The following is a 16,946-nucleotide window of genomic DNA, read 5'->3' on the forward strand; positions in this document are numbered from 1 at the left end:
TCGGCTCAGTGAAGCACGCGCGGCAACGCCAGGAAGTTGAGCACCAGGCCGTCGAAGTCTTCGGGCGCCTCCAGGTTCTGCAGGTGGCCGATGCCCTTCATCTCGATGTAGCTGCTGCCGGCGATCTGCTCGGCCATCTTCTTCATGACGGCCGGCGGCGCGTTCTTGTCATGCTCGCCGGCCACCAGCAACGTGGGCACGTGGATGTTGGGCAGGTTGGCCTTGCGGTCGAAGCTGACCAGCGCCTCCAGCGCGCGGCGGTAGGTGGCCGGGCTGACCTGCGCCATGCAGTGCGTGGCCAGCTTCACGCCCTCGGGCAACGCGCCGGGGCCGATCATCTGCGGCACCAGCGTTTCGGCCAGCTCGGCCATGGTGCGGCCCGCATCCAGCGGCGCGGTGCGCTCGGCGACGAAGCGGCGCTGCCAGTCCCCATCGGGCTTGCCGAAGGCGGGCGAGGTGCCGCAAAGAATCAGCTTGTTCACGAGTTCGGGCCGGCGCGCCACCACCTCCTGCGCCACCATGCCGCCCATGCTGTGGCCCAGCAGGATCACGCTGCCGCACTGCAGGCCTTCGATCAGCGCGATGCAGCTCTGCGCCAGGCCCTTGAAGGTGTAGGGCTCGATCGGCGCGCTGCGGCCGTAGCCTGGCATGTCCCAGGCCACGGCGCGGTAGCCCGAGCCGGCGAAGGTCTCGACCTGCGGCGCGAAAGCGAGGTTGCCGCCGCCGATGCCGTGCAGCATGAGGATCGTCGGGCCCGCGCCCAGGGTGCTGAAGGTGGGCATCGTGCTCATGCGACTACCCGGCCCTGCTCGACCACGGCCACGCCATCGAGCTGCACCGTGCAGTGGCGCAGCGGCAGGTCGAAATGCCCCAGCGTGTGGCGCCCGGCCACCTCGTTGGCGCCGGTGCTGTAGAGGAAGTTGCCGGCAAAGGCGCGCAGCTCGGTGCCGTTGAAGTCGCGCTTGTCATACAGCGCCATGCTGTCCCAGCGCGCCGCGGCGTTCAGGCCGTAGCCGACGTGGCTGACGGCGTAGGCCTCGCGGTCGCCTTCACGCTCGCTCCAGGCCGCGATGTAGCTGCGCATCAGCTCGGCATCGACGCCGGCGCCCTCGATCTTCGTCACGTAGTCGTGCTCGATGGTCAGCGTGACGGGCCGCTCGATGTAGCGCTTGAATGTGAGGTTGACGTCGCCCTCGGCCAGCACCAGGGTGCCGTTGACGCTGCCGGCCGCGGGGAAGGCCAGCGCCAGCCCGCCGGGCCAGTGCGTCATGGTGCCGGGCCGGGTGGTGAAGCCCCAGTTGCCGCCCGCCACCGCGCCCTGCAGCGAGATGGCCAGGTCGGTGCCAGCGGGCGAGGTCACGCGCATGGCCCGGGCCGCGCGCAGGCGCTTGACGTGGGCCTTGACCAGCGGCTCCAGCTCGTCGCCGGGCAGCAGGCGGGCCAGCGCCTCGGGGTGCTCGTTGCTCACGTAGACCACTCGGGCGCCACCCTTGAGGATGGCCGGCAGCTCGGGCGCGTGCATCAGGCCTTCCACCGTGCAGTCCACCACCAGCGTGCTGCCGGCCAGCGCCGAGACCACGGGCGCTATGTTTTGGATAGCACAAGATGACCCAGTGGAGCGGACCACCGGCCGATTTGATTCAAAAACCGTGGGCAACAGCAGCGTGAAGGCCTGCGCGCCCAGGCGCGCCGCCGCCAGCCGCGCAAGCTGGGGCAGCACCGGGCGGCTCTGGCTTTCGCAGAGAATGGCGACCGTGTCCCCCGGCTGCAGCGCGCAACGGTGCAGCACGGCCTCGAAGGCATCGATCCAGGCGGGTTCAATGATTTCCTGCAGCATGGTTTTTCCGTTCAATCCATAATACATGAAATTTCATGTAATTCATCATCGTGAACCCTCCCCGCAAGGCGCAGCCTCCGTCATTCTCCGCGCGTGAATTCCGCGCGGCGCTGGGCATGTTCGCCACCGGCGTGACCATCGTCACCGCGCGCACCGCGCAAGGCGAGCTGGTGGGCCTCACGGCCAACTCGTTCAACTCCGTCTCGCTCGACCCGCCGCTGGTGCTGTGGAGCCTGGCACGCGCGGCGGGCTCGCTGCCAGCCTTCAGCACCGGCTCGCACTACGCCATCAACATCCTCGCGGCCGACCAGAAGGACCTGGCCGAGCGCTTTGCGCTCAAGGGCGCCGACCGCTGGGGCGGCGTGGGCTTTGCCGAGGGCGCGGGCGGCGCGCCGCTGCTGGCCGGCGCCGCGGCCAGCTTCGAGTGCTACAACCGCAGCCGCTACGAGGAAGGCGACCACGTGATCTTCGTGGGCGAGGTGGAGCGCTGCACGCACCGCGGCGGCGCATCGCCCCTGCTGTTCCACGGCGGGCGCTTCTTCACCGAGCACGCCCTATGAGCGAGCCGCGCTTCGTCGACGGCTACCTCGGCTACCTGCTGGGGCAGGCCAACCACACGCTGTTCAAAGGCTTCGAGCCCGAGGTGCGCGCCGCCGGCCTGAGCTCGATCGAGTGGCGCGTGCTGGTCACGCTGCACGACGGCGCGCCGCTCACGGTGAGCCAGCTCGCGCACGAGGTGCTGAGCAAGCAGCCCACCGTGACCAAGCTGGTGCAGCGCATGGGCGAGCAAGGCTGGGTGGCGCTGCAGGCCGACCCCGCCGACCAGCGCCGCACGCTGGTGGCGGCCACCGCGGCAGGCAAGCGGCTGGTGAAGCCGCTGGTCGGCAAGGCCCGACAGCACGAGACCCATGTGCTGCAGGCGCTGGACGCCGGCGAGCGCGAAGCGCTCAAGCGCCTGCTGGCCCGGCTGGCCTGAGCGGCCGAGGCCGGGCGCCCCGCTGCACGCGGCGCCGCTCTGCCCTACCATCGGGGCCCATGACCCCGACAAGAAAAAACCACCTCGACGCCCTCGCCGTCTCGCTGCTGTTGGCCTGCTGCGCGTTCTGGGGCTTCCAGCAGATTCTCATCAAGACCACCGTGGGCGAGGTGCCGCCGCTGTGGCAGGCCTCGCTGCGCTTCGTGGGCGCCACCGTGCTGCTGCTGGGCTGGTGCGCCTGGCGCGGCATCCGGCTGTTCGAGCGCGACGGCACGCTGCCCGCGGGGCTGCTGGCCGGCCTGCTGTTCATGGCCGAGTTCGCGTGCATCTACCTGGGCCTGCGCGACACCACGGCCTCGCGGCTCACGGTGTTCCTCTACACCTCGCCGTTCGTGGTGGCGCTGCTGCTGCCGCGCTTCGTGCCGTCCGAGCGGCTGCGCGGCGTGCAGTGGGTGGGGCTGGTGATTGCGTTCGTGGCCGTGGCCTTCGCCTTCAGCGAGGGCTTCTCGCACACCACGGCGCGGCAAGTGCGCGGCGACGCGCTGGCGCTGGCCGCGGGCATCTTCTGGGGCCTGACCACGCTGGTGATCCGCAGCAGCAAGATGATGACCGTGAGCCCCGAGAAGACGCTGTTCTACCAGGTGGCGGTGACCGCCGCGGCCGCGCCGCTGCTGTCGCTGGCGCTGGGCGAAACCTGGTCGTTCTCGTACTCGGCCTGGGCCTGGACCTCGATCGGGCTGCAGACCGCCATTGGCGCCTTCGCCAGCTACCTGGCCTGGATGTGGATGCTGCGGCACTACCCGGCCACGCAGATGTCGTCGTTCACCTTCCTCACGCCGGTGTTCGCGCTGGTGCTGGGCGTGGCGGTGCTGGGCGAGCCGCTCACGCTGCAGCTGGTGCTGGCGCTGGCCGGCGTGGCGGCGGGTATCGTGCTGGTGAACCGCAAGGCCTGAGCGCGCCGGCTCAGTCCTGCGCCTCTTGCTGGCGACCCGTTCCACCCTGGTGCCGCCGGTACATCGCCGGCGAAATGCCCACGTGCCTGACGAAGCTGCGGCGCAGCGTGTCGGCGTTGGCAAAACCGCACCGGGCCGCGACCTGCTTGGGCGCCTCCGCGCCCGCCTCCAGCAACGCGCGGGCGGCCGACACGCGCATCCTCTCAACCCATACCGCGGGCGTGCTGCCGACCTCGGCGTGGAACAGGCGCGCGAAATGCCTGGGGCTGAGGCCGGCACGCCCGGCCAGCGCATCGACCGACAGGTTCTGCGCCGGGTGGGCCGCGGCCCAGCGCTGCACCTCCTGCAGCACGGAGCGCCCGGCCACGCCGGTATGGCCGTTGCGGCTGAACTGCAGCTGCCCGCCGGGACGCTTGAAGAACATCACGAGCTGGGACGCGACGCGCGCCGCCACCTCGCGCCCGCAGTCCTCCTCGACCAGCGATAGCGCCAGGTCCAGCCCCGCGGTGACGCCTGCCGAGGTGCGCAGCCTGCCGTCGCGCACATGCAGCGCGTCCTCTTCCACCGTGATGCGCGGATAGGCCTGCTTCAAATCGTTCGCCACCGCCCAGTGGGTCGTCACCCGCCGGCCATCAAGCAGGCCGGCAGCGGCCAGGAACAGCGCGCCGGAGCAGACCGAACCAAAGCGCCGGGCGCGCCGGGCCGTGGCGCGCAGCCATTGCACCGTCGGCTCGTTTAAAAGGGTGTTTGCAGCGTTCGGCGCGCCGGCAACCAGCAGCGTGTCCAGGCGCTCGGGCGGCCCGCCCACCACGGCGTCGGGTACCAGGCGCACGCCCGAGGAACTGCGGATCGGCGCGGAATCCCGGCCCACCACGCGCAGTGTGTAGAGCTCGCGGCCCAGCTCGGCGTTGGCCTGCGCGAACACGTCCAGCGGCCCCGACACGTCCAGCAGCTGCACGCCCGGCAGGGCCAGGATCGCGATGGTCTTGGTCATGGAATGGCTCCTGTCCACCGGTGTCGCCATCTCGCGTGAAATGGCAGAAACAGACGTTATACGTCCATTGAAGACAGGCCAGTGTATCTCCAGAATCGATCGGATCACTTTGAAAGGAGCCCCGACATGAGCCTCGACCTCGATGGCATCGCCATCCCCCAAAGCCAGCTGGCGCGCGAGATCACCGAGCTGGTTCGCGACACGGCCTCGCCGCTGCTGTTCCACCATTCCAGCCGCGTCTACTACTTCGGCGCCCTGGCCGGCAAGAAGCGCGGGCTCAAGTTCGATCCCGAGCTGCTGTACTGCGGCTGCATGTTCCACGACATGGGCCTGACGCACCGGCACAGCAGCGCGTGCTGCCGCTTCGAGGTGGACGGCGCCAACGCGGCGCGCAACTTCCTGCACGGCCACGGCATCGCGCAGCAGGACATCGACCTGGTCTGGACTGCGATCGCGCTGCACACCACGCCGGGCATTCCCGAGTTCATGCACCCCGTCATCGCGCTGGTGACCGCGGGCGTGGAGATGGACGTGCTGGGGCTGACCTACGCCGACTACAGCGATGCCGAACGCGAGGCCGTGGTGGCCGCGCACCCGCGCGGCCCGCACTTCAAGGAAGACATCCTCCAGGCCTTCCACGATGGCATCCAGCACAAGCCGCAGACCACCTTCGGCAATGTGAAGGCCGACGTGCTGGCCGACAAGGACCCGGCGTTCCAGCCGATGAACTTCTGCAGCGTGATCCGCCGCTCGCCGTGGCCGGGCTGAGCGCGGTCAGCCGACGGCGTCCAGGCGCAGCTCGCGCGCCAGGTCGATGAGCGCGCGCAACCGCGCGGGCACGAAGCGGTGGCCCGAGTAGTAGAGCCTGAGGCCGCCGAACGATGGGCACCACGAGGCCAGCACCGGCACCAGCGCACCGGAGGCCAGTTCTTCCTCGATGAACCACTCGGAGATGAAGCCGATGCCGAGCCCGAGCAGCACCGCCTGCCTGATGGCCGGCAACTCGTTGAACGCCAGGCGCACGGGCAGGTCCATCTGCAGCTTCTGGCCCTTGCGCTCCAGCTCCCAGTGGTAGATGCCGCCGTGCGACAGGCGCATGCCGATGCTCTGGTGCCGGAGCAGGTCGCGCGGATGCCGGGGCGTGCCGTGGCGCTGCAGGTACTCGGGCGTGGCCACCACGAGCATGCGGATGTCGCGCGAGAGCGGCACCGCGATCATGTCCTGCGGCACGGACTCGGCGAGACGGATGCCCGCGTCGAAGCCTTCGGCCACGATGTCGATCATGCGCGACTCGCTCACGAGGTCGATGCGCACCTGCGGGTGGCGCTGCGCGTACTCACTGAACAAAGGCTCCAGCAGCAGGAAAGCCGCGCCCTGCGGCGCGTTGATGCGCAGCGTGCCGCTGGGCACGCCGGGGCCGGTGGCGGCCTCTTCGCCGGCGCTCTGGATTTCGGCCAGCGCCGGCGCGATGCGCTCGACATAGCGCTGCCCCGCATCGGTGAGCGCCACGCTGCGCGTGGAGCGGTTGAACAGGCGCACCTTCAGGCGCGCCTCCAGCCCGGCCACGGCGCTGCTCACGGCCGTGGTGGACATGCCGAGCGCCAGCGCCGCGCCGCGAAAGCTGCGCCGGCGCGCGACGGCCAGAACCACTTCGAGCTCGGTCATTCCGGTGCGGTGCATGGATTGTCCTGATTTCTGGGATATGCCATCCGCCATTAGACGGCTTATCAGAACAGAAATCCATTCCTAGACTGCGTGCATCCCATCACGAAAGGAATCGACATGCAACGCATCGAGCAGCTCTACATCAACGGCGAATTCGTCACGCCGCACGGCCAGGAATGGTTCGACCTGCACAACCCGAGCACCGAACAGGTCATCGGCCAGGTGCGCCTGGGCGACGAGCAGGACGCGCGGCGCGCCATCGCGGCGGCCAAGGCGGCGTTCCCCGCCTGGTCGCGCACGACGCGCGAGGAACGCATTGCCGCCCTGCAGCGCATGCAGCAGGCCATCGCCGCGCGCGAGGACGACCTGCTGGAGGCCATCGTGGCCGAGTACGGCGCGCCGTCGGTGCGCGGACGCTGGATGGCGACCTATCCGGCCGACGTCATCGCCCAGGCCATCGAGGCGCTGCAATCCTTCGCGTTCGAGGAGCAGGCCGGCAGCGCGCGGGTGATGCTGACGCCGATCGGTGTGGCCGGCCTGATCACCCCGTGGAACAGCAACGCGGGCTTCATCTGCAACAAGCTCGCCACCGCGCTGGCGGCGGGCTGCACCGCCGTCATCAAGCCCAGCGAGATGAGCGCGATGCAGACGCAGATCGTGGCCGAGGCGCTGCACGCAGCCGGCCTGCCCCCGGGCGTGTTCAACATCGTCAATGGCCGCGGCGACGTGGTGGGCGAGGAGATCGCGCGCCATCCCGACATCGCCAAGATCTCGTTCACCGGCTCCTCCGCCGTGGGCCAGCACCTGGTGAGCGCCGGCGCCGCCACCCTGAAGCGCGTGACGCTGGAGCTGGGCGGCAAGTCGCCCACGGTGGTGCTCGACGACGCGGACTTCACGGCCGTCATGCCGCTCGTGCTGCAGGCCGGGTTCATGAACAGCGGGCAGGCCTGCATCGCGGGCACGCGCATCCTGGTGCCGCGCCATCGGCTGGCCGAGTTCGAGCAGGCGGCGAAGGAGGCGGTGTCGCACGTCAAGGCCGGCGACCCGCGCGAGCCCGGCACCGACATCGGCCCGATGGTGAGCGCGAAGCAATGGGAGCGCGTGCAAAGCTACATCCGCATCGGCCAGGAAGAAGGCGCGACGCTGCTGGCCGGCGGCGCGGGGCGGCCGCAGGGCCTGGACACGGGCTGGTTCGTGAAGCCCACGATCTTCACCCGCGCGACCAACCAGATGCGCATTGCGCGCGAAGAGATCTTCGGCCCCGTGCTCACCGTCATCGCCTACGACGACGAGGCCGACGCGGTCGCCATCGCCAACGACACGCGCTACGGCCTGAGCGCCCTGGTGCTCGGCGCGGACCCGGCGCGCTGCGAGCGCGTGGCGCGCCAGATCGACGCGGGCCGCGTGCTCATCAACACCCTGGCCCATGAGCCGCGCGCGCCGTTCGGCGGCTTCAAGCATTCGGGGCTGGGGCGCGAGATGGGCCGCTGGGGACTCAGTGCCTACCTGGAGCCCAAGACGCTGCTGGCGGCGCCGTCCGCGCCGTGACGCAGAAATGCAGCGCCCGCCGGCTCAGGCCGCCGCGCCCAGCCGCTCGCGCGCCAGCGCCACGTACCAGCCCAGGCAGCCGGGGTTGGCCATGGCGTCCTGGTTGACCACCTTCTCCAGCGGCTGGCCGAGCAGCAGCTTCTTGATCGGCAGCTCCTGCTTCTTGCCCGAGAGCGTGCGCGGAATCTCGGCCACCGGGTAGATCTGGTCGGGCACGAAGCGCGGCGACAGCGCGGTGCGGATGGCGCCGTTGAGGCGCGCGCGCAGGGCATCGTCCAGCACCGCGCCCTCGCGCAGCACCACGAACAGCGGCATCCAGCTCTCGCGGCCCAGGTATTCCAGGTCCACCACCAGGCTGTCCAGCACCTCGGGCAAGGCCTCCACCGCGCTGTACAGCTCGCTGGTGCCCATGCGCAGGCCGTGGCGGTTGATGGTGGCGTCGCTGCGGCCGTAGATGATGCAGCCGCCGGCAGACGTGACCTTGAGCCAGTCGCCGTGGCGCCAGACGTTGGGGTACATGTCGAAGTAGCTCGACAGGTAGCGTTTGTGGCCTTCGTCGCCCCAGAAGTACAGCGGCATCGACGGAATCGGCCGCGTGCACACCAGCTCGCCCACCTCGCCGACCACGGGCTGGCCCTGCTCGTTCCAGGCCTCGACGGCGCAGCCCAGCAGCCGGCACTGCATCTCGCCAGGCACCTGGGGCAGCTCGCGGTTGCCGCCGATGAAAGCACCCGCAAAGTCGGTGCCGCCCGAGATGTTGCACCACCAGATGTCGCCCCCACGCTCCCCCACTGCGTGTGGGTCGCTGTCCCCCGAGGGGGCCGCATCCGCCTTGGGGCGGCCCGGCGGCGGATGGTCGTCGGTTGGCCTCAGCCTGCGGAACTGCTCGGTGCCCCAGCGCTGCGCCTCTTCACTGAGCGGCGAGCCGGTGGTGCCGAGCGCGCGCACGGTCTTCAGGCCCGGCAGCGCGGCCAGGTCCACGCCGGCCTTCATGCAGTTGGCGAAGAAGGCCGCGCCGGCGCCGAAGAAGGTGACGCCGAGTTCGGCACCGAAGCGCCACAGCGTGGTCCAGTCGGGCCGGTCCTTGGGGCCGCCGGGGTTGCCGTCGAACAGGCAGCAGGTGGTGCCGTTGAGCAGGCCGCTCATCTGCGCGTTCCACATCACCCAGCCGGTAGAGCTGTACCAGTGGTAGCGCTCGCCCCAGGAGTTGGGGTGGTAGCTGCAGCCCACGTCGTTGTGCAGCACCTTGAGCGCCAGCGCCACCACGAGGGTGCCGCCATGGCCGTGCACGATGGGCTTGGGCAGGCCGGTGGTGCCGCTGGAGTAGACGATCCACAGCGGATGGTCGAACGGCAGCCAGAGTGGCTCGAAAGCTGCTGTTTCGGCATCATTTCGGGCCAATGTCCTCGCCAGATGGTCTTTGTTTGCTATCGAATCGAGAGCATCGAGCGGTACGCCCAGGTTCTCGTGCACCACCAGGTGCTGCACGCTGGGCAGCGCCGCGCAGAGCTCGGCCACCACGCCGGTGCGGTCGAAATCGCGCCCGCCGTAGGTCACGCCGTCGCAGGCGATCAGCACCTTGGGCTCGATCTGGCGGAAGCGGTCGAGCACCGCCGCCGTGCCCATGTCGGGCGCGCAGATGCTCCACACGCACCCTAAGCTCACCGAGGCGAGGAAGGCCACCATGGCCTCGGGAATGTTGGGCAGGTAGGCCGCCACACGGTCGCCCGGCTGCAGGCCCTGCGCCTTCAGGTGCAGCGCGAGCGAGGCCACCTGGCGCCGCAGCTCGGGCCAGGACAGCTCACTGTGCTGCCCCTTCTCGTTGCGGCCGATCAGGGCGGCAAAGCCCGCCGCGTGCGCCGGCGCCACATGGCGGAACACCTGGCGCGCGTAGTTCACCTGCGCGCCGGGAAACCACTGCGCGCCCGGCATGCGCTCGTCGGCCAGCACGGCGCTGTGCGGCGTGGGCGACTGCAGTTTGAAGTAGTCCCAGATGCTTTGCCAGAAGGCGTCGAGGTCGCTCACCGACCAGCGCCACAGCGCGTCGTAGCTGTCGAAGTGCAGGCCGTGTTCGGCCTTCAGCCAGTCCTGGTAGAGGCGGATCTGGGGAATGTGCGGAGGAGTCGGCATGGCGCGGGATCGGACCGGGAGTTGCGTCGTTGCTTTCGACGCTACAGGGGAAAACCGCCGCCCACCATAGGGACCTTCCCAATCCCCCGGGACCGCGCCATGGCGCGGCGCCCCCTTGCCCCGCCCGCGCTCAGTCGAACTTGAGCCCGGTCTCCTTGGCGATGCGGCGGTACAGGCGCAGGTCGCTGCCCACCCGGCGCGCCAGGTCGTCGGCGGGGCCCGCCACGGGCGACATGCCGAGGTCTGCGAGGCGCCGGCGCACCGCGTCCTCCTTCACCAGCTCGCCCACGGCCTGGCTCAGCCGCGCCACCACCTCGGCCGGCGTGCCCACGGGCGCGAACAGGCCCAGCCACGACACCTGCTCGTAGCCCGGCAGGCCGGCCTCGGCGACGGTGGGCGTGTCGGGAAAGCGCGGGTCGCGGCGCGTGTCGGTCACGGCCAGCAGCCGCACCTTGCCCGCATCGACGTAGGGCTTGACGGCGCCGTCCATCGTCATGTCGAGCCGGCCGCCGGCCACGTCCTGCACCGCCAGCGAGGTGGAGCGGTACGGGATGTGGGTCATGGTAATGCCCGTCATCTGCCTGAGCCACTCGCCCGCGAAGTGCACGCCGCTGCCCGCGCCCGCGCTGCCGTAGTTGACGCGGCCGGGGTGCTTGCGCGCGTAGTCGATGAACTCGCCCAGGCTCTTCACGGGCAGCGCGGGGTTGACCACGATGGACAGGCCGTAGGTGGCGATGGTGCGCACAGGCACCAAGTCCTTCTCCGGGTCGTAGCTGGCCGCCGGGTCGACGACGGGCAGGATGGCGTAGCTCGCGTTGCTCAGGTACAGCGTGTAGCCGTCCTTGGGCGCCTTGACTGCCACCTCGGTGCCGAGCTTGGTGCCGGCGCCGGGCCGGTTCTCGATGACGAAGGGCTGGCCCAGCAGCTGGCCCAGGCGCTCGGTTACCACGCGGGCGCCGATGTCGGTCACGCCGCCTGCGGGGAAGGGCACGATCACGCGCACCGGCTTGAGGGGGTAGCCCGGCTGCGCCTGGACGCCGCACGCGGCGAGGCCCAGGCACAGGGCGATGAGGTATTTCTTCTTGGTACTGACGATGTTCATGGTCTGTGTCTCCTGATGCAGTGTCTGTCTCCGGGTCCGGGCGCGCTAGCCTTGCAGCCCGTCCCAGCACAGGTATTTCATTTCCAGATAGTCCTCGATGCCGTGGCGCGAGCCTTCGCGCCCGAGCCCGCTTTCCTTGACGCCGCCGAACGGTGCCACCTCGTTCGAGATCAGGCCGGTGTTGATCCCGACCATGCCGCTCTCCAGCCGCGCGCTGACGCGCCACAGGCGCGCCGCGTCGCGGCTGTAGAGGTAGGCGGCCAGCCCGTACGGCGTATCGTTGGCCAGGGCAACGGCCTCGTCCTCGCCGGCAAAGCGCATGACCGCCGCGACCGGGCCGAAGGTTTCCTCGGTGGCAAGGCGCATGGCCGGCGTGACGCCGCTGATCACCGTCGGCTCGTAGAAGCGGCCACCCAGCGCATGCGGGCGCCCGCCGGTGTGGACGCGCGCGCCCTGGCCCACGGCATCGGCCACATGCGCCGCCACCTTGGCGACGGCATCATCGTCGATCAGCGGCCCCTGCTGCACGCCCTCCTCCAGGCCGTGCCCCAGCTTCAGCGCCTGCACGCCCGCGGTCAGCCGTTCGACGAACGCGTCGTGCACACGCTCGTGCACCAGAAAGCGGTTGGCGCTGATGCAGGCCTGCCCCGTGTTGCGGAACTTGCAGGCCATCGCCCCGGCAACGGCGGCGTCCAGATCCGCGTCGTCGAAGACGATGAAGGGCGCGTTGCCGCCCAACTCCATCGAGGCCTTCTTCACGCCGTCGGCGCCCTGGCGCAGCAGGATCTTGCCCACGGCGGTGGAGCCGGTGAAGCTGATCTTGCGCACGCGCGGGTCCTGCGTCAGCACCCGGCCGACGGCCGGCGCCTCGTCGGCGTGCGTGGTCAGCACGTTGAACACGCCAGGCGGAATGCCGGCGCGGTGCGCCAGCTCGGCCAGCGCCAATGCCGTCAGCGGCGTCTGCTCGGCCGGCTTGACCACCATCGTGCAGCCGGCCGCCAGTGCGGGTGCGGCCTTGCGCGTGATCATCGCCGCGGGGAAGTTCCAGGGCGTGATGGCGGCCGCCACGCCCACCGGCTCGCGCGTGACGAGGATGCGTTGCCCGGCCGCCGGCGCGGGCACGATCTCGCCATACGTGCGCCGCGCCTCCTCGGCGAACCACTGCACGAACGACGCGGCGTAGCGCACTTCGGCACGCGCCTCGGCCAGCGGCTTGCCCTCTTCCAGCGTGATCAGCCGGGCCAGGTCTTCGGCGTGCACCGTCATCAGCTCGAACCAGCGGCGCAGCCGCTCGGCCCGGTGCCCCGCCGTCTGCTCGCGCCAGGACGCGAAGGCCGCGTGGGCCGCGGCCACGGCCGCCAGCGCCTCGGCCTCGCCCAGGCGCGGCAGCGAGGCCAGCGGCTCGCCGGTGGCCGGGTCCACCACCTTGAAGCGCCCCAGCGGGCCGTGCTCCACCCAGCGGCCGCCGATCCAGGCGCCGGCCTTGCACAGGCCGGGGTCCTGCAGGTGCCGGGCGGCCCCGCTCAGCATGGGTGGCGCCCCACCATGAACTGCGCGTCCGGGTCCGCCGTGACCGGCAGGCCCGAGGCCTGCAGGCCGGCGCGCAGGCTCTTCATGAAGCGGTCCGGCACGCGCATGCTCGGCGCGCGCAGCGGGCCGCCGTTGAAGCCGGCCAGCCAGTCCTGGTATTTCCACATCGTGCGGTTCAGCACGCCGGTGCCACCGGCATACGACTGCGCGGCCGCGCCGTTGGCGCTGCGCGCCGGGTTGACCTGCCAGTACAACGCCATCGCTTCCTCGAAGCGGCCGTGGCGCGCCAGCTCGAAGGCGCGCGGGTAGTAGTCGCTCATCCACTGCGTGTTGCTGGTGCCCGAAAACTGCAGCTGCATCACGCTCATGAGCGGGATCGCGTCGCCCTCGATCGGGCAGCTGATGACCACCTCGTCGCGGAAGTGGTGGTACATCTCGCACAGGCCCGCGGGCAGCGGGAAGCCCTGCTCGGACTTGATGGCCACGATGTTGGGGCAGTCCTGCAGCAGCCGGCGCACCAGCGGTACGGACATGCCCGCTGGATGCACCCGCTCGAAGCCCCACAGCGGGATCGGGAACAGCATCACGGCCAGATCGGTCGCGTCGCAGAAGACGCGAGTGTAGTCGTAGATCTGCTGCTCGCTGGTGGGCCAGAACTGGGGCGGGTAGGACAGCAGCACGATGTCGGCGCCAGCCTTCCCGGCCAGCTTCGCGGCCTCGATGTTGTCGGCCAGCGTGCCCCAGGCGGCGTGGAAGAACAGGCCGAGCTGACCGCCCGCCGTGTCCCTGGCCCAGGCGGTGAACTGCGCATTCTCCTCGGGCGTGATCGCCACTTCGGAGCACAGCAGCGTGTAGCGGTAGCCCAGCGTCTGCGCCAGCGCGATGTCGTGGCGGATGCCGGCTTCGTTCAGGCGCTTGAGGTCGGCGCTGTAGCTCGGGATGGTGACGGCGGAACAGCCGGTCAGCTGCTCGCGCGCCCAGGCGCGGGCATCGCTTTTCTTGTAGGCAGGCATGGAAACTCCAGAGTTGAAAAAAAGAAATCGGGAAAACCGCTGCTACTTGGCCACCGGCGCGATGGAAACCGGCAGGTCCGTGCCCACGCCGCGCGCCAGCGCGCGGTCGAGCAGCATGCCGGCCAGCACCACGTCCTGCAGCGCCGAGCCGACCGATTTGTAGACCGCGATGTCGCCGGGCTCCGCCCGCGCCACGGCCTTGCCGCCGACGAGCCGCGACAGCGCCACCAGGCGCGGCGCCAGCGACAGGCCCGCCGCCTGCGCGGCAATCAGGTCGCCGGTGTCGTGCAGCACCTCGTCGGGCATGTCGGCCACGATGCTGTGCGCCCGCGCCAGCACGTCCACGTCCAGCTCGCGCTGCTCGGGCAGCGTGGAGCCGATGGATACCACGGTGGCGCCGGGCGCCAGCCAGCCGGCGCGCAGGATGGGCTGCTCGCCGCGGGCGCGCGCGGCGCAGAGCACGACGTCGGCGCCCTGCACCGCGTCCTGCGGCTGTGCCGCGGCCTGCACCGGCCAGCCGCGGTGCTCGAACAGCGCCGCGAAGGCTTCGCGGCTGGCCGGGTTGGGGCTGTACACCGCCACCGAGGCGATCGCGCGCTGCGCGGCCAGCGCGTGCAGCTGCGCCCGCGCCTCGAAGCCCGACCCCAGCACGGCCACCCGCAGCGCCCGCCGTGGCGCCAGGTGGTCCACGGCCACCGTGGCCGTCGCCGCCGTGCGCAGCCCGGTGATCTGGTTGCCGTCGATCAGGCCCGCCAGCGCCATCGTGCCGGCGTCGAACAGTGCGATCAGGTAGCTGGCGCGGGCCGCGCGCGGCGAGGCGCTGATGAGCTTGCAGCCGAGGTAGCCGCCGGGCACCACCGCCGTCAGGCTGCGCAGCCAGATGCCGTCGCCGCGCGCCATGGCGCGTGGCGGCACGCAGGCCGGGTCGATGGGCTGCGCATAGGCCGCGGCCAGGGCCTGGATGGCGGCCGGCCAGTCGGCCAGGCTGCCGACGTCGGCATCCGTGAGGAAGCGCGTGGCCCGCAGGGGTGGCGGGGGCGGCGCCGGGGAAGTCTGAACAACCTGCATGTGTCTCCGTTTGCGATGCGTCACCGCGCATCGATGCGGAGCGGAAGTTATCAGCGCCCTGGCGTCGCGCCCAGCCGCGCGGGCGGCAAAGCGGCTATGACGGGACCGTCATTTCTCTTCTTCGGGCATGTGAAGTCTGGAGAGCCGGGCCACCAGCGCGCGCACCTCGCGCGTGGCCAGCGTGTCGGGGCGCAGCGGCGTGCTGGTCAGCACCACGCGGCGCCACAGCACGGGCGCCACCAGCCGGGCGGCGCCCAGCCGGTGCGCCTGCATGTGGCTGACGACGGCGACGCTGGCAACGATGGCGTAGCAGTCGCCGGCGGCGGCGATCTCGCGCTGCAGCGCGATGGAGTTGGCCTCCACCGCCACGTGGAGCCGCACGCCGCGCTCTGCGGCGATTTCCGCCAGGTGCGCGCGCAGTGCGTGCGGGTGCGGGGGAAGCACGAGCGGCAGGCCGTCCAGGCGGGCGAACGGCAGGGTGGCGCGCCGCACCAGGGCATCGCCCTCGGCGCCGATCAGGTGCAGCGCCATGCGCCGCAGGGTGATGTCCGCGCCCGAGTCCGCGCCCTGCGGCGTGTCGGGCCCTTCGCGCAACAGCAGCGCCATGTCCAGCCGGCCCGCCAGCACCATCTCCGACAGCTGGGTGCTGGTGCCCTCGGTCATGTGCAGCCGCACCTGGGGAAAGTCGGTGCGCACCGCGCGGTACAGGCGCTCGGCCAGCCAGGGCACGGCCGCCGGCAGCAGCCCCACGTGCACGTCGCCCAGCGGCTGGCCGCGTGCCTGCTGCACCTCGTCGCCCAGACGGCGGGCCTCGTCCAGCATGGCCTGCACGCGCGGCAGCACGCGCTCGCCGAACTCGGACAGCACCACGCCGCGCCCGGTGCGGCGGAACAGGCGCGCGCCGCATTCAGCCTCCAGCGCCGCCAGCTGGCGGCTCAGCAGCGACTGCGCAGAGCCCGACTCGAGCGCGGCCCGCGTCAGGCTGCCCGCCTGCGCGATCTGCAGGAAGATGCGCCAGCGGGCATCCAGCAGGGACCAGGGCTCGGCTTCGCGGGCCGGCCGTTGGACGGGTCGGGGGGTGTCAGTTTTGGGGCGCGTCATGGCAGTGGAATGCTCCGCGCGCAGTGTAGAGGCGATGCGGAACGTGGGCCTCAGGCCCGGTCCGCCGCCAGCTCGCCCCACAGCGGGTCGGGCACGCCGACGTCGTCATCGGCAGCCCCCGCCAGCACGCGCTCGCGGAACCAGGCATGGGCCGGATCGCCGTTCAGGTGGCGCGGCCACTGCATGGCCCAGATCATGGTGGGGAACTCCACCGGCACCGGCACGACGCGCAGCGGCAGCGTGCGCGCGAACATGCGCGCCAGCCGCGTGTGCATGGTGGCCACGCGCTCGGTGCCGATCACCAGCAGCGGCAGCGTGTTGAAGTTGTTGGTCGTGACCTCGATGCGGCGCGACAGCGCGCTGCTCTTGAGGAACCATTCCTCCAGGCTCGGATGGCGGTTGTTGCCGAACAGCGTGGTCACGTGGCCCAGCGCCATGTACTGCGCCAGCGTGAGGCCGTCGCCCACCTGGCGGTTGCCGGACCAGACCACGCAGCTGTAGGTCTCCTCGTACAGCGGCTCGCTCGGGTGGCCCTCGGCCAGGTACTGGCGCGGCATGATGAGCATGTCGACCTCGCCGCGCTCGATGGCGCCCGGAATCTGGTCGCCGGGCATCATGATCTCCAGCGTCGCGCCCGGCGCTTCGCGCGCCATGCGCCGCGCCGCGCCGGCCAGCACCACGCTGACCGGATAGTCCGACGCGATCACGCGGAAATGCCGCGTGGAGGTGGCGGGATCGAACGCCGGCTGCACCGCGATGGTGGACTGGATGCGCTGCAGCACGTCGCGCACCGCGCCCTCCAGGCTGGCCGCCATCGGCGTGGGCACCATGGCGCGGCCGACCTGGATCAGCAGCGCATCACCGAAGTAGTCGCGCAGCCGCGCCAGCACGCCGCTGGTGGCCGGCTGGCTGAGGTTCAGGCGCCGCGCCGCGCGCGTGATGTTCTTCTCGGCCAGCAGCGCGTCGAGCGCAACCAGCAGATTCAGGTCGAGGCGGTTGAAGCGCACGAAGCATCCGTTTCCTGGATAG

General features: G+C 70.8%; 16 protein-coding genes. 5 read left to right on the forward strand and 11 right to left on the reverse strand.

The features are described from left to right. Positions 1-5: 5 nt before the first annotated feature. Both MMF98_RS20190 and MMF98_RS20195 read right to left on the reverse strand, forming a co-directional pair. Entirely contained in the window at positions 6-791 is a 786-nt protein-coding gene (locus MMF98_RS20190; protein ID WP_243309045.1) for an alpha/beta fold hydrolase, read from the reverse strand. Beyond that, the gene (locus tag MMF98_RS20195) at positions 788-1,837 is read right to left on the reverse strand and encodes a 2,5-dihydroxypyridine 5,6-dioxygenase NicX family protein (RefSeq protein WP_243309047.1); all 1,050 of its coding nucleotides are present in this window, start codon (positions 1,835-1,837) and stop codon (positions 788-790) included. Before MMF98_RS20195 ends, MMF98_RS20190 begins: the two co-directional genes overlap by 4 nt. 116 nt (positions 1,838-1,953) lie before the next feature. Between MMF98_RS20195 and MMF98_RS20200 the strand changes: the two genes are divergently transcribed. Genes MMF98_RS20200 through MMF98_RS20210 form a run of 3 tightly spaced genes read left to right on the forward strand, consistent with a single transcriptional unit; the run spans position 1,954 to position 3,766 of the window. Further along, positions 1,954-2,397: a flavin reductase family protein gene (locus MMF98_RS20200; protein WP_279343783.1), complete on the forward strand. Its 444-nt coding sequence runs from the start codon at positions 1,954-1,956 to the stop codon at positions 2,395-2,397. Next, positions 2,394-2,813, forward strand: coding sequence for a MarR family winged helix-turn-helix transcriptional regulator (locus MMF98_RS20205; protein WP_243309050.1), 420 nt, complete (start codon positions 2,394-2,396; stop codon positions 2,811-2,813). Before MMF98_RS20200 ends, MMF98_RS20205 begins: the two co-directional genes overlap by 4 nt. Before the next feature lie 59 nt (positions 2,814-2,872). Next, a complete protein-coding gene (locus MMF98_RS20210) occupies positions 2,873-3,766 on the forward strand; it encodes a DMT family transporter (protein WP_243309052.1) in 894 nt (297 codons plus the stop codon). Positions 3,767-3,776: 10 nt separating this feature from the next. Here the strand turns inward: MMF98_RS20210 and MMF98_RS20215 are convergent, their stop codons facing one another. Beyond that, positions 3,777-4,760 carry a GlxA family transcriptional regulator gene (locus MMF98_RS20215; RefSeq protein ID WP_243309055.1) on the reverse strand — a complete coding sequence of 328 codons (984 nt, stop codon included), beginning with the start codon at positions 4,758-4,760 and terminating at the stop codon, positions 3,777-3,779. A gap of 126 nt (positions 4,761-4,886) precedes the next feature. Between MMF98_RS20215 and MMF98_RS20220 the strand changes: the two genes are divergently transcribed. Further along, on the forward strand, positions 4,887-5,528 hold the full coding sequence (locus MMF98_RS20220) for an HD domain-containing protein (protein WP_243309057.1): 642 nt from the start codon (positions 4,887-4,889) through the stop codon (positions 5,526-5,528). Positions 5,529-5,534: 6 nt separating this feature from the next. Here MMF98_RS20220 and MMF98_RS20225 read toward each other — a convergent pair whose 3' ends face one another. After that, on the reverse strand, positions 5,535-6,440 hold the full coding sequence (locus MMF98_RS20225) for a LysR family transcriptional regulator (protein ID WP_243309059.1): 906 nt from the start codon (positions 6,438-6,440) through the stop codon (positions 5,535-5,537). A 102-nt stretch (positions 6,441-6,542) separates the two neighbouring features. Between MMF98_RS20225 and MMF98_RS20230 the strand changes: the two genes are divergently transcribed. Continuing rightward, the gene (locus MMF98_RS20230; protein ID WP_243309061.1) at positions 6,543-7,973 is read left to right on the forward strand and encodes an aldehyde dehydrogenase family protein; all 1,431 of its coding nucleotides are present in this window, start codon (positions 6,543-6,545) and stop codon (positions 7,971-7,973) included. A gap of 24 nt (positions 7,974-7,997) precedes the next feature. Here MMF98_RS20230 and MMF98_RS20235 read toward each other — a convergent pair whose 3' ends face one another. The 7 genes from MMF98_RS20235 to MMF98_RS20265 form a co-directional block, all read right to left on the reverse strand. Continuing rightward, entirely contained in the window at positions 7,998-10,103 is a 2,106-nt protein-coding gene (locus tag MMF98_RS20235; RefSeq protein WP_243309062.1) for an acetoacetate--CoA ligase, read from the reverse strand. Positions 10,104-10,233: 130 nt separating this feature from the next. Continuing rightward, positions 10,234-11,205, reverse strand: a complete 972-nt coding sequence (locus tag MMF98_RS20240; RefSeq protein ID WP_243309064.1) for a Bug family tripartite tricarboxylate transporter substrate binding protein — start codon at positions 11,203-11,205, stop codon at positions 10,234-10,236. A gap of 45 nt (positions 11,206-11,250) precedes the next feature. After that, on the reverse strand, positions 11,251-12,735 hold the full coding sequence (locus MMF98_RS20245; protein ID WP_243309066.1) for an NAD-dependent succinate-semialdehyde dehydrogenase: 1,485 nt from the start codon (positions 12,733-12,735) through the stop codon (positions 11,251-11,253). Further along, positions 12,729-13,748, reverse strand: coding sequence for a dihydrodipicolinate synthase family protein (locus MMF98_RS20250; RefSeq protein WP_243309068.1), 1,020 nt, complete (start codon positions 13,746-13,748; stop codon positions 12,729-12,731). The genes MMF98_RS20245 and MMF98_RS20250 overlap by 7 nt, the downstream gene beginning before the upstream one ends. A gap of 42 nt (positions 13,749-13,790) precedes the next feature. Continuing rightward, a complete protein-coding gene (locus MMF98_RS20255; protein ID WP_243309070.1) occupies positions 13,791-14,816 on the reverse strand; it encodes an ornithine cyclodeaminase family protein in 1,026 nt (341 codons plus the stop codon). Positions 14,817-14,924: 108 nt separating this feature from the next. After that, positions 14,925-15,917: a LysR family transcriptional regulator gene (locus MMF98_RS20260; protein WP_243309073.1), complete on the reverse strand. Its 993-nt coding sequence runs from the start codon at positions 15,915-15,917 to the stop codon at positions 14,925-14,927. Positions 15,918-15,967: 50 nt separating this feature from the next. Beyond that, the gene (locus tag MMF98_RS20265; RefSeq protein WP_243309075.1) at positions 15,968-16,924 is read right to left on the reverse strand and encodes a LysR substrate-binding domain-containing protein; all 957 of its coding nucleotides are present in this window, start codon (positions 16,922-16,924) and stop codon (positions 15,968-15,970) included. Positions 16,925-16,946 lie beyond the last annotated feature (22 nt).

The organism is Variovorax terrae (assembly GCF_022809125.1).
GTDB classification, from domain to species: domain Bacteria; phylum Pseudomonadota; class Gammaproteobacteria; order Burkholderiales; family Burkholderiaceae_C; genus Variovorax_A; species Variovorax_A terrae.

Excerpts from the sequence above, each read along its gene's own strand:
- MMF98_RS20190 (WP_243309045.1), bottom strand. The coding sequence starts at position 791 with ATGAGCACGATGCCCACCTTCAGCACCCTGGGCGCGGGCCCGACGATC.
- MMF98_RS20195 (WP_243309047.1), bottom strand. The coding sequence starts at position 1,837 with ATGCTGCAGGAAATCATTGAACCCGCCTGGATCGATGCCTTCGAGGCC.
- MMF98_RS20200 (WP_279343783.1), top strand. The coding sequence starts at position 1,954 with ATGTTCGCCACCGGCGTGACCATCGTCACCGCGCGCACCGCGCAAGGC.
- MMF98_RS20205 (WP_243309050.1), top strand. The coding sequence starts at position 2,394 with ATGAGCGAGCCGCGCTTCGTCGACGGCTACCTCGGCTACCTGCTGGGG.
- MMF98_RS20210 (WP_243309052.1), top strand. The coding sequence starts at position 2,873 with ATGACCCCGACAAGAAAAAACCACCTCGACGCCCTCGCCGTCTCGCTG.
- MMF98_RS20215 (WP_243309055.1), bottom strand. The coding sequence starts at position 4,760 with ATGACCAAGACCATCGCGATCCTGGCCCTGCCGGGCGTGCAGCTGCTG.
- MMF98_RS20220 (WP_243309057.1), top strand. The coding sequence starts at position 4,887 with ATGAGCCTCGACCTCGATGGCATCGCCATCCCCCAAAGCCAGCTGGCG.
- MMF98_RS20225 (WP_243309059.1), bottom strand. The coding sequence starts at position 6,440 with ATGCACCGCACCGGAATGACCGAGCTCGAAGTGGTTCTGGCCGTCGCG.
- MMF98_RS20230 (WP_243309061.1), top strand. The coding sequence starts at position 6,543 with ATGCAACGCATCGAGCAGCTCTACATCAACGGCGAATTCGTCACGCCG.
- MMF98_RS20235 (WP_243309062.1), bottom strand. The coding sequence starts at position 10,103 with ATGCCGACTCCTCCGCACATTCCCCAGATCCGCCTCTACCAGGACTGG.
- MMF98_RS20240 (WP_243309064.1), bottom strand. The coding sequence starts at position 11,205 with ATGAACATCGTCAGTACCAAGAAGAAATACCTCATCGCCCTGTGCCTG.
- MMF98_RS20245 (WP_243309066.1), bottom strand. The coding sequence starts at position 12,735 with ATGCTGAGCGGGGCCGCCCGGCACCTGCAGGACCCCGGCCTGTGCAAG.
- MMF98_RS20250 (WP_243309068.1), bottom strand. The coding sequence starts at position 13,748 with ATGCCTGCCTACAAGAAAAGCGATGCCCGCGCCTGGGCGCGCGAGCAG.
- MMF98_RS20255 (WP_243309070.1), bottom strand. The coding sequence starts at position 14,816 with ATGCAGGTTGTTCAGACTTCCCCGGCGCCGCCCCCGCCACCCCTGCGG.
- MMF98_RS20260 (WP_243309073.1), bottom strand. The coding sequence starts at position 15,917 with ATGACGCGCCCCAAAACTGACACCCCCCGACCCGTCCAACGGCCGGCC.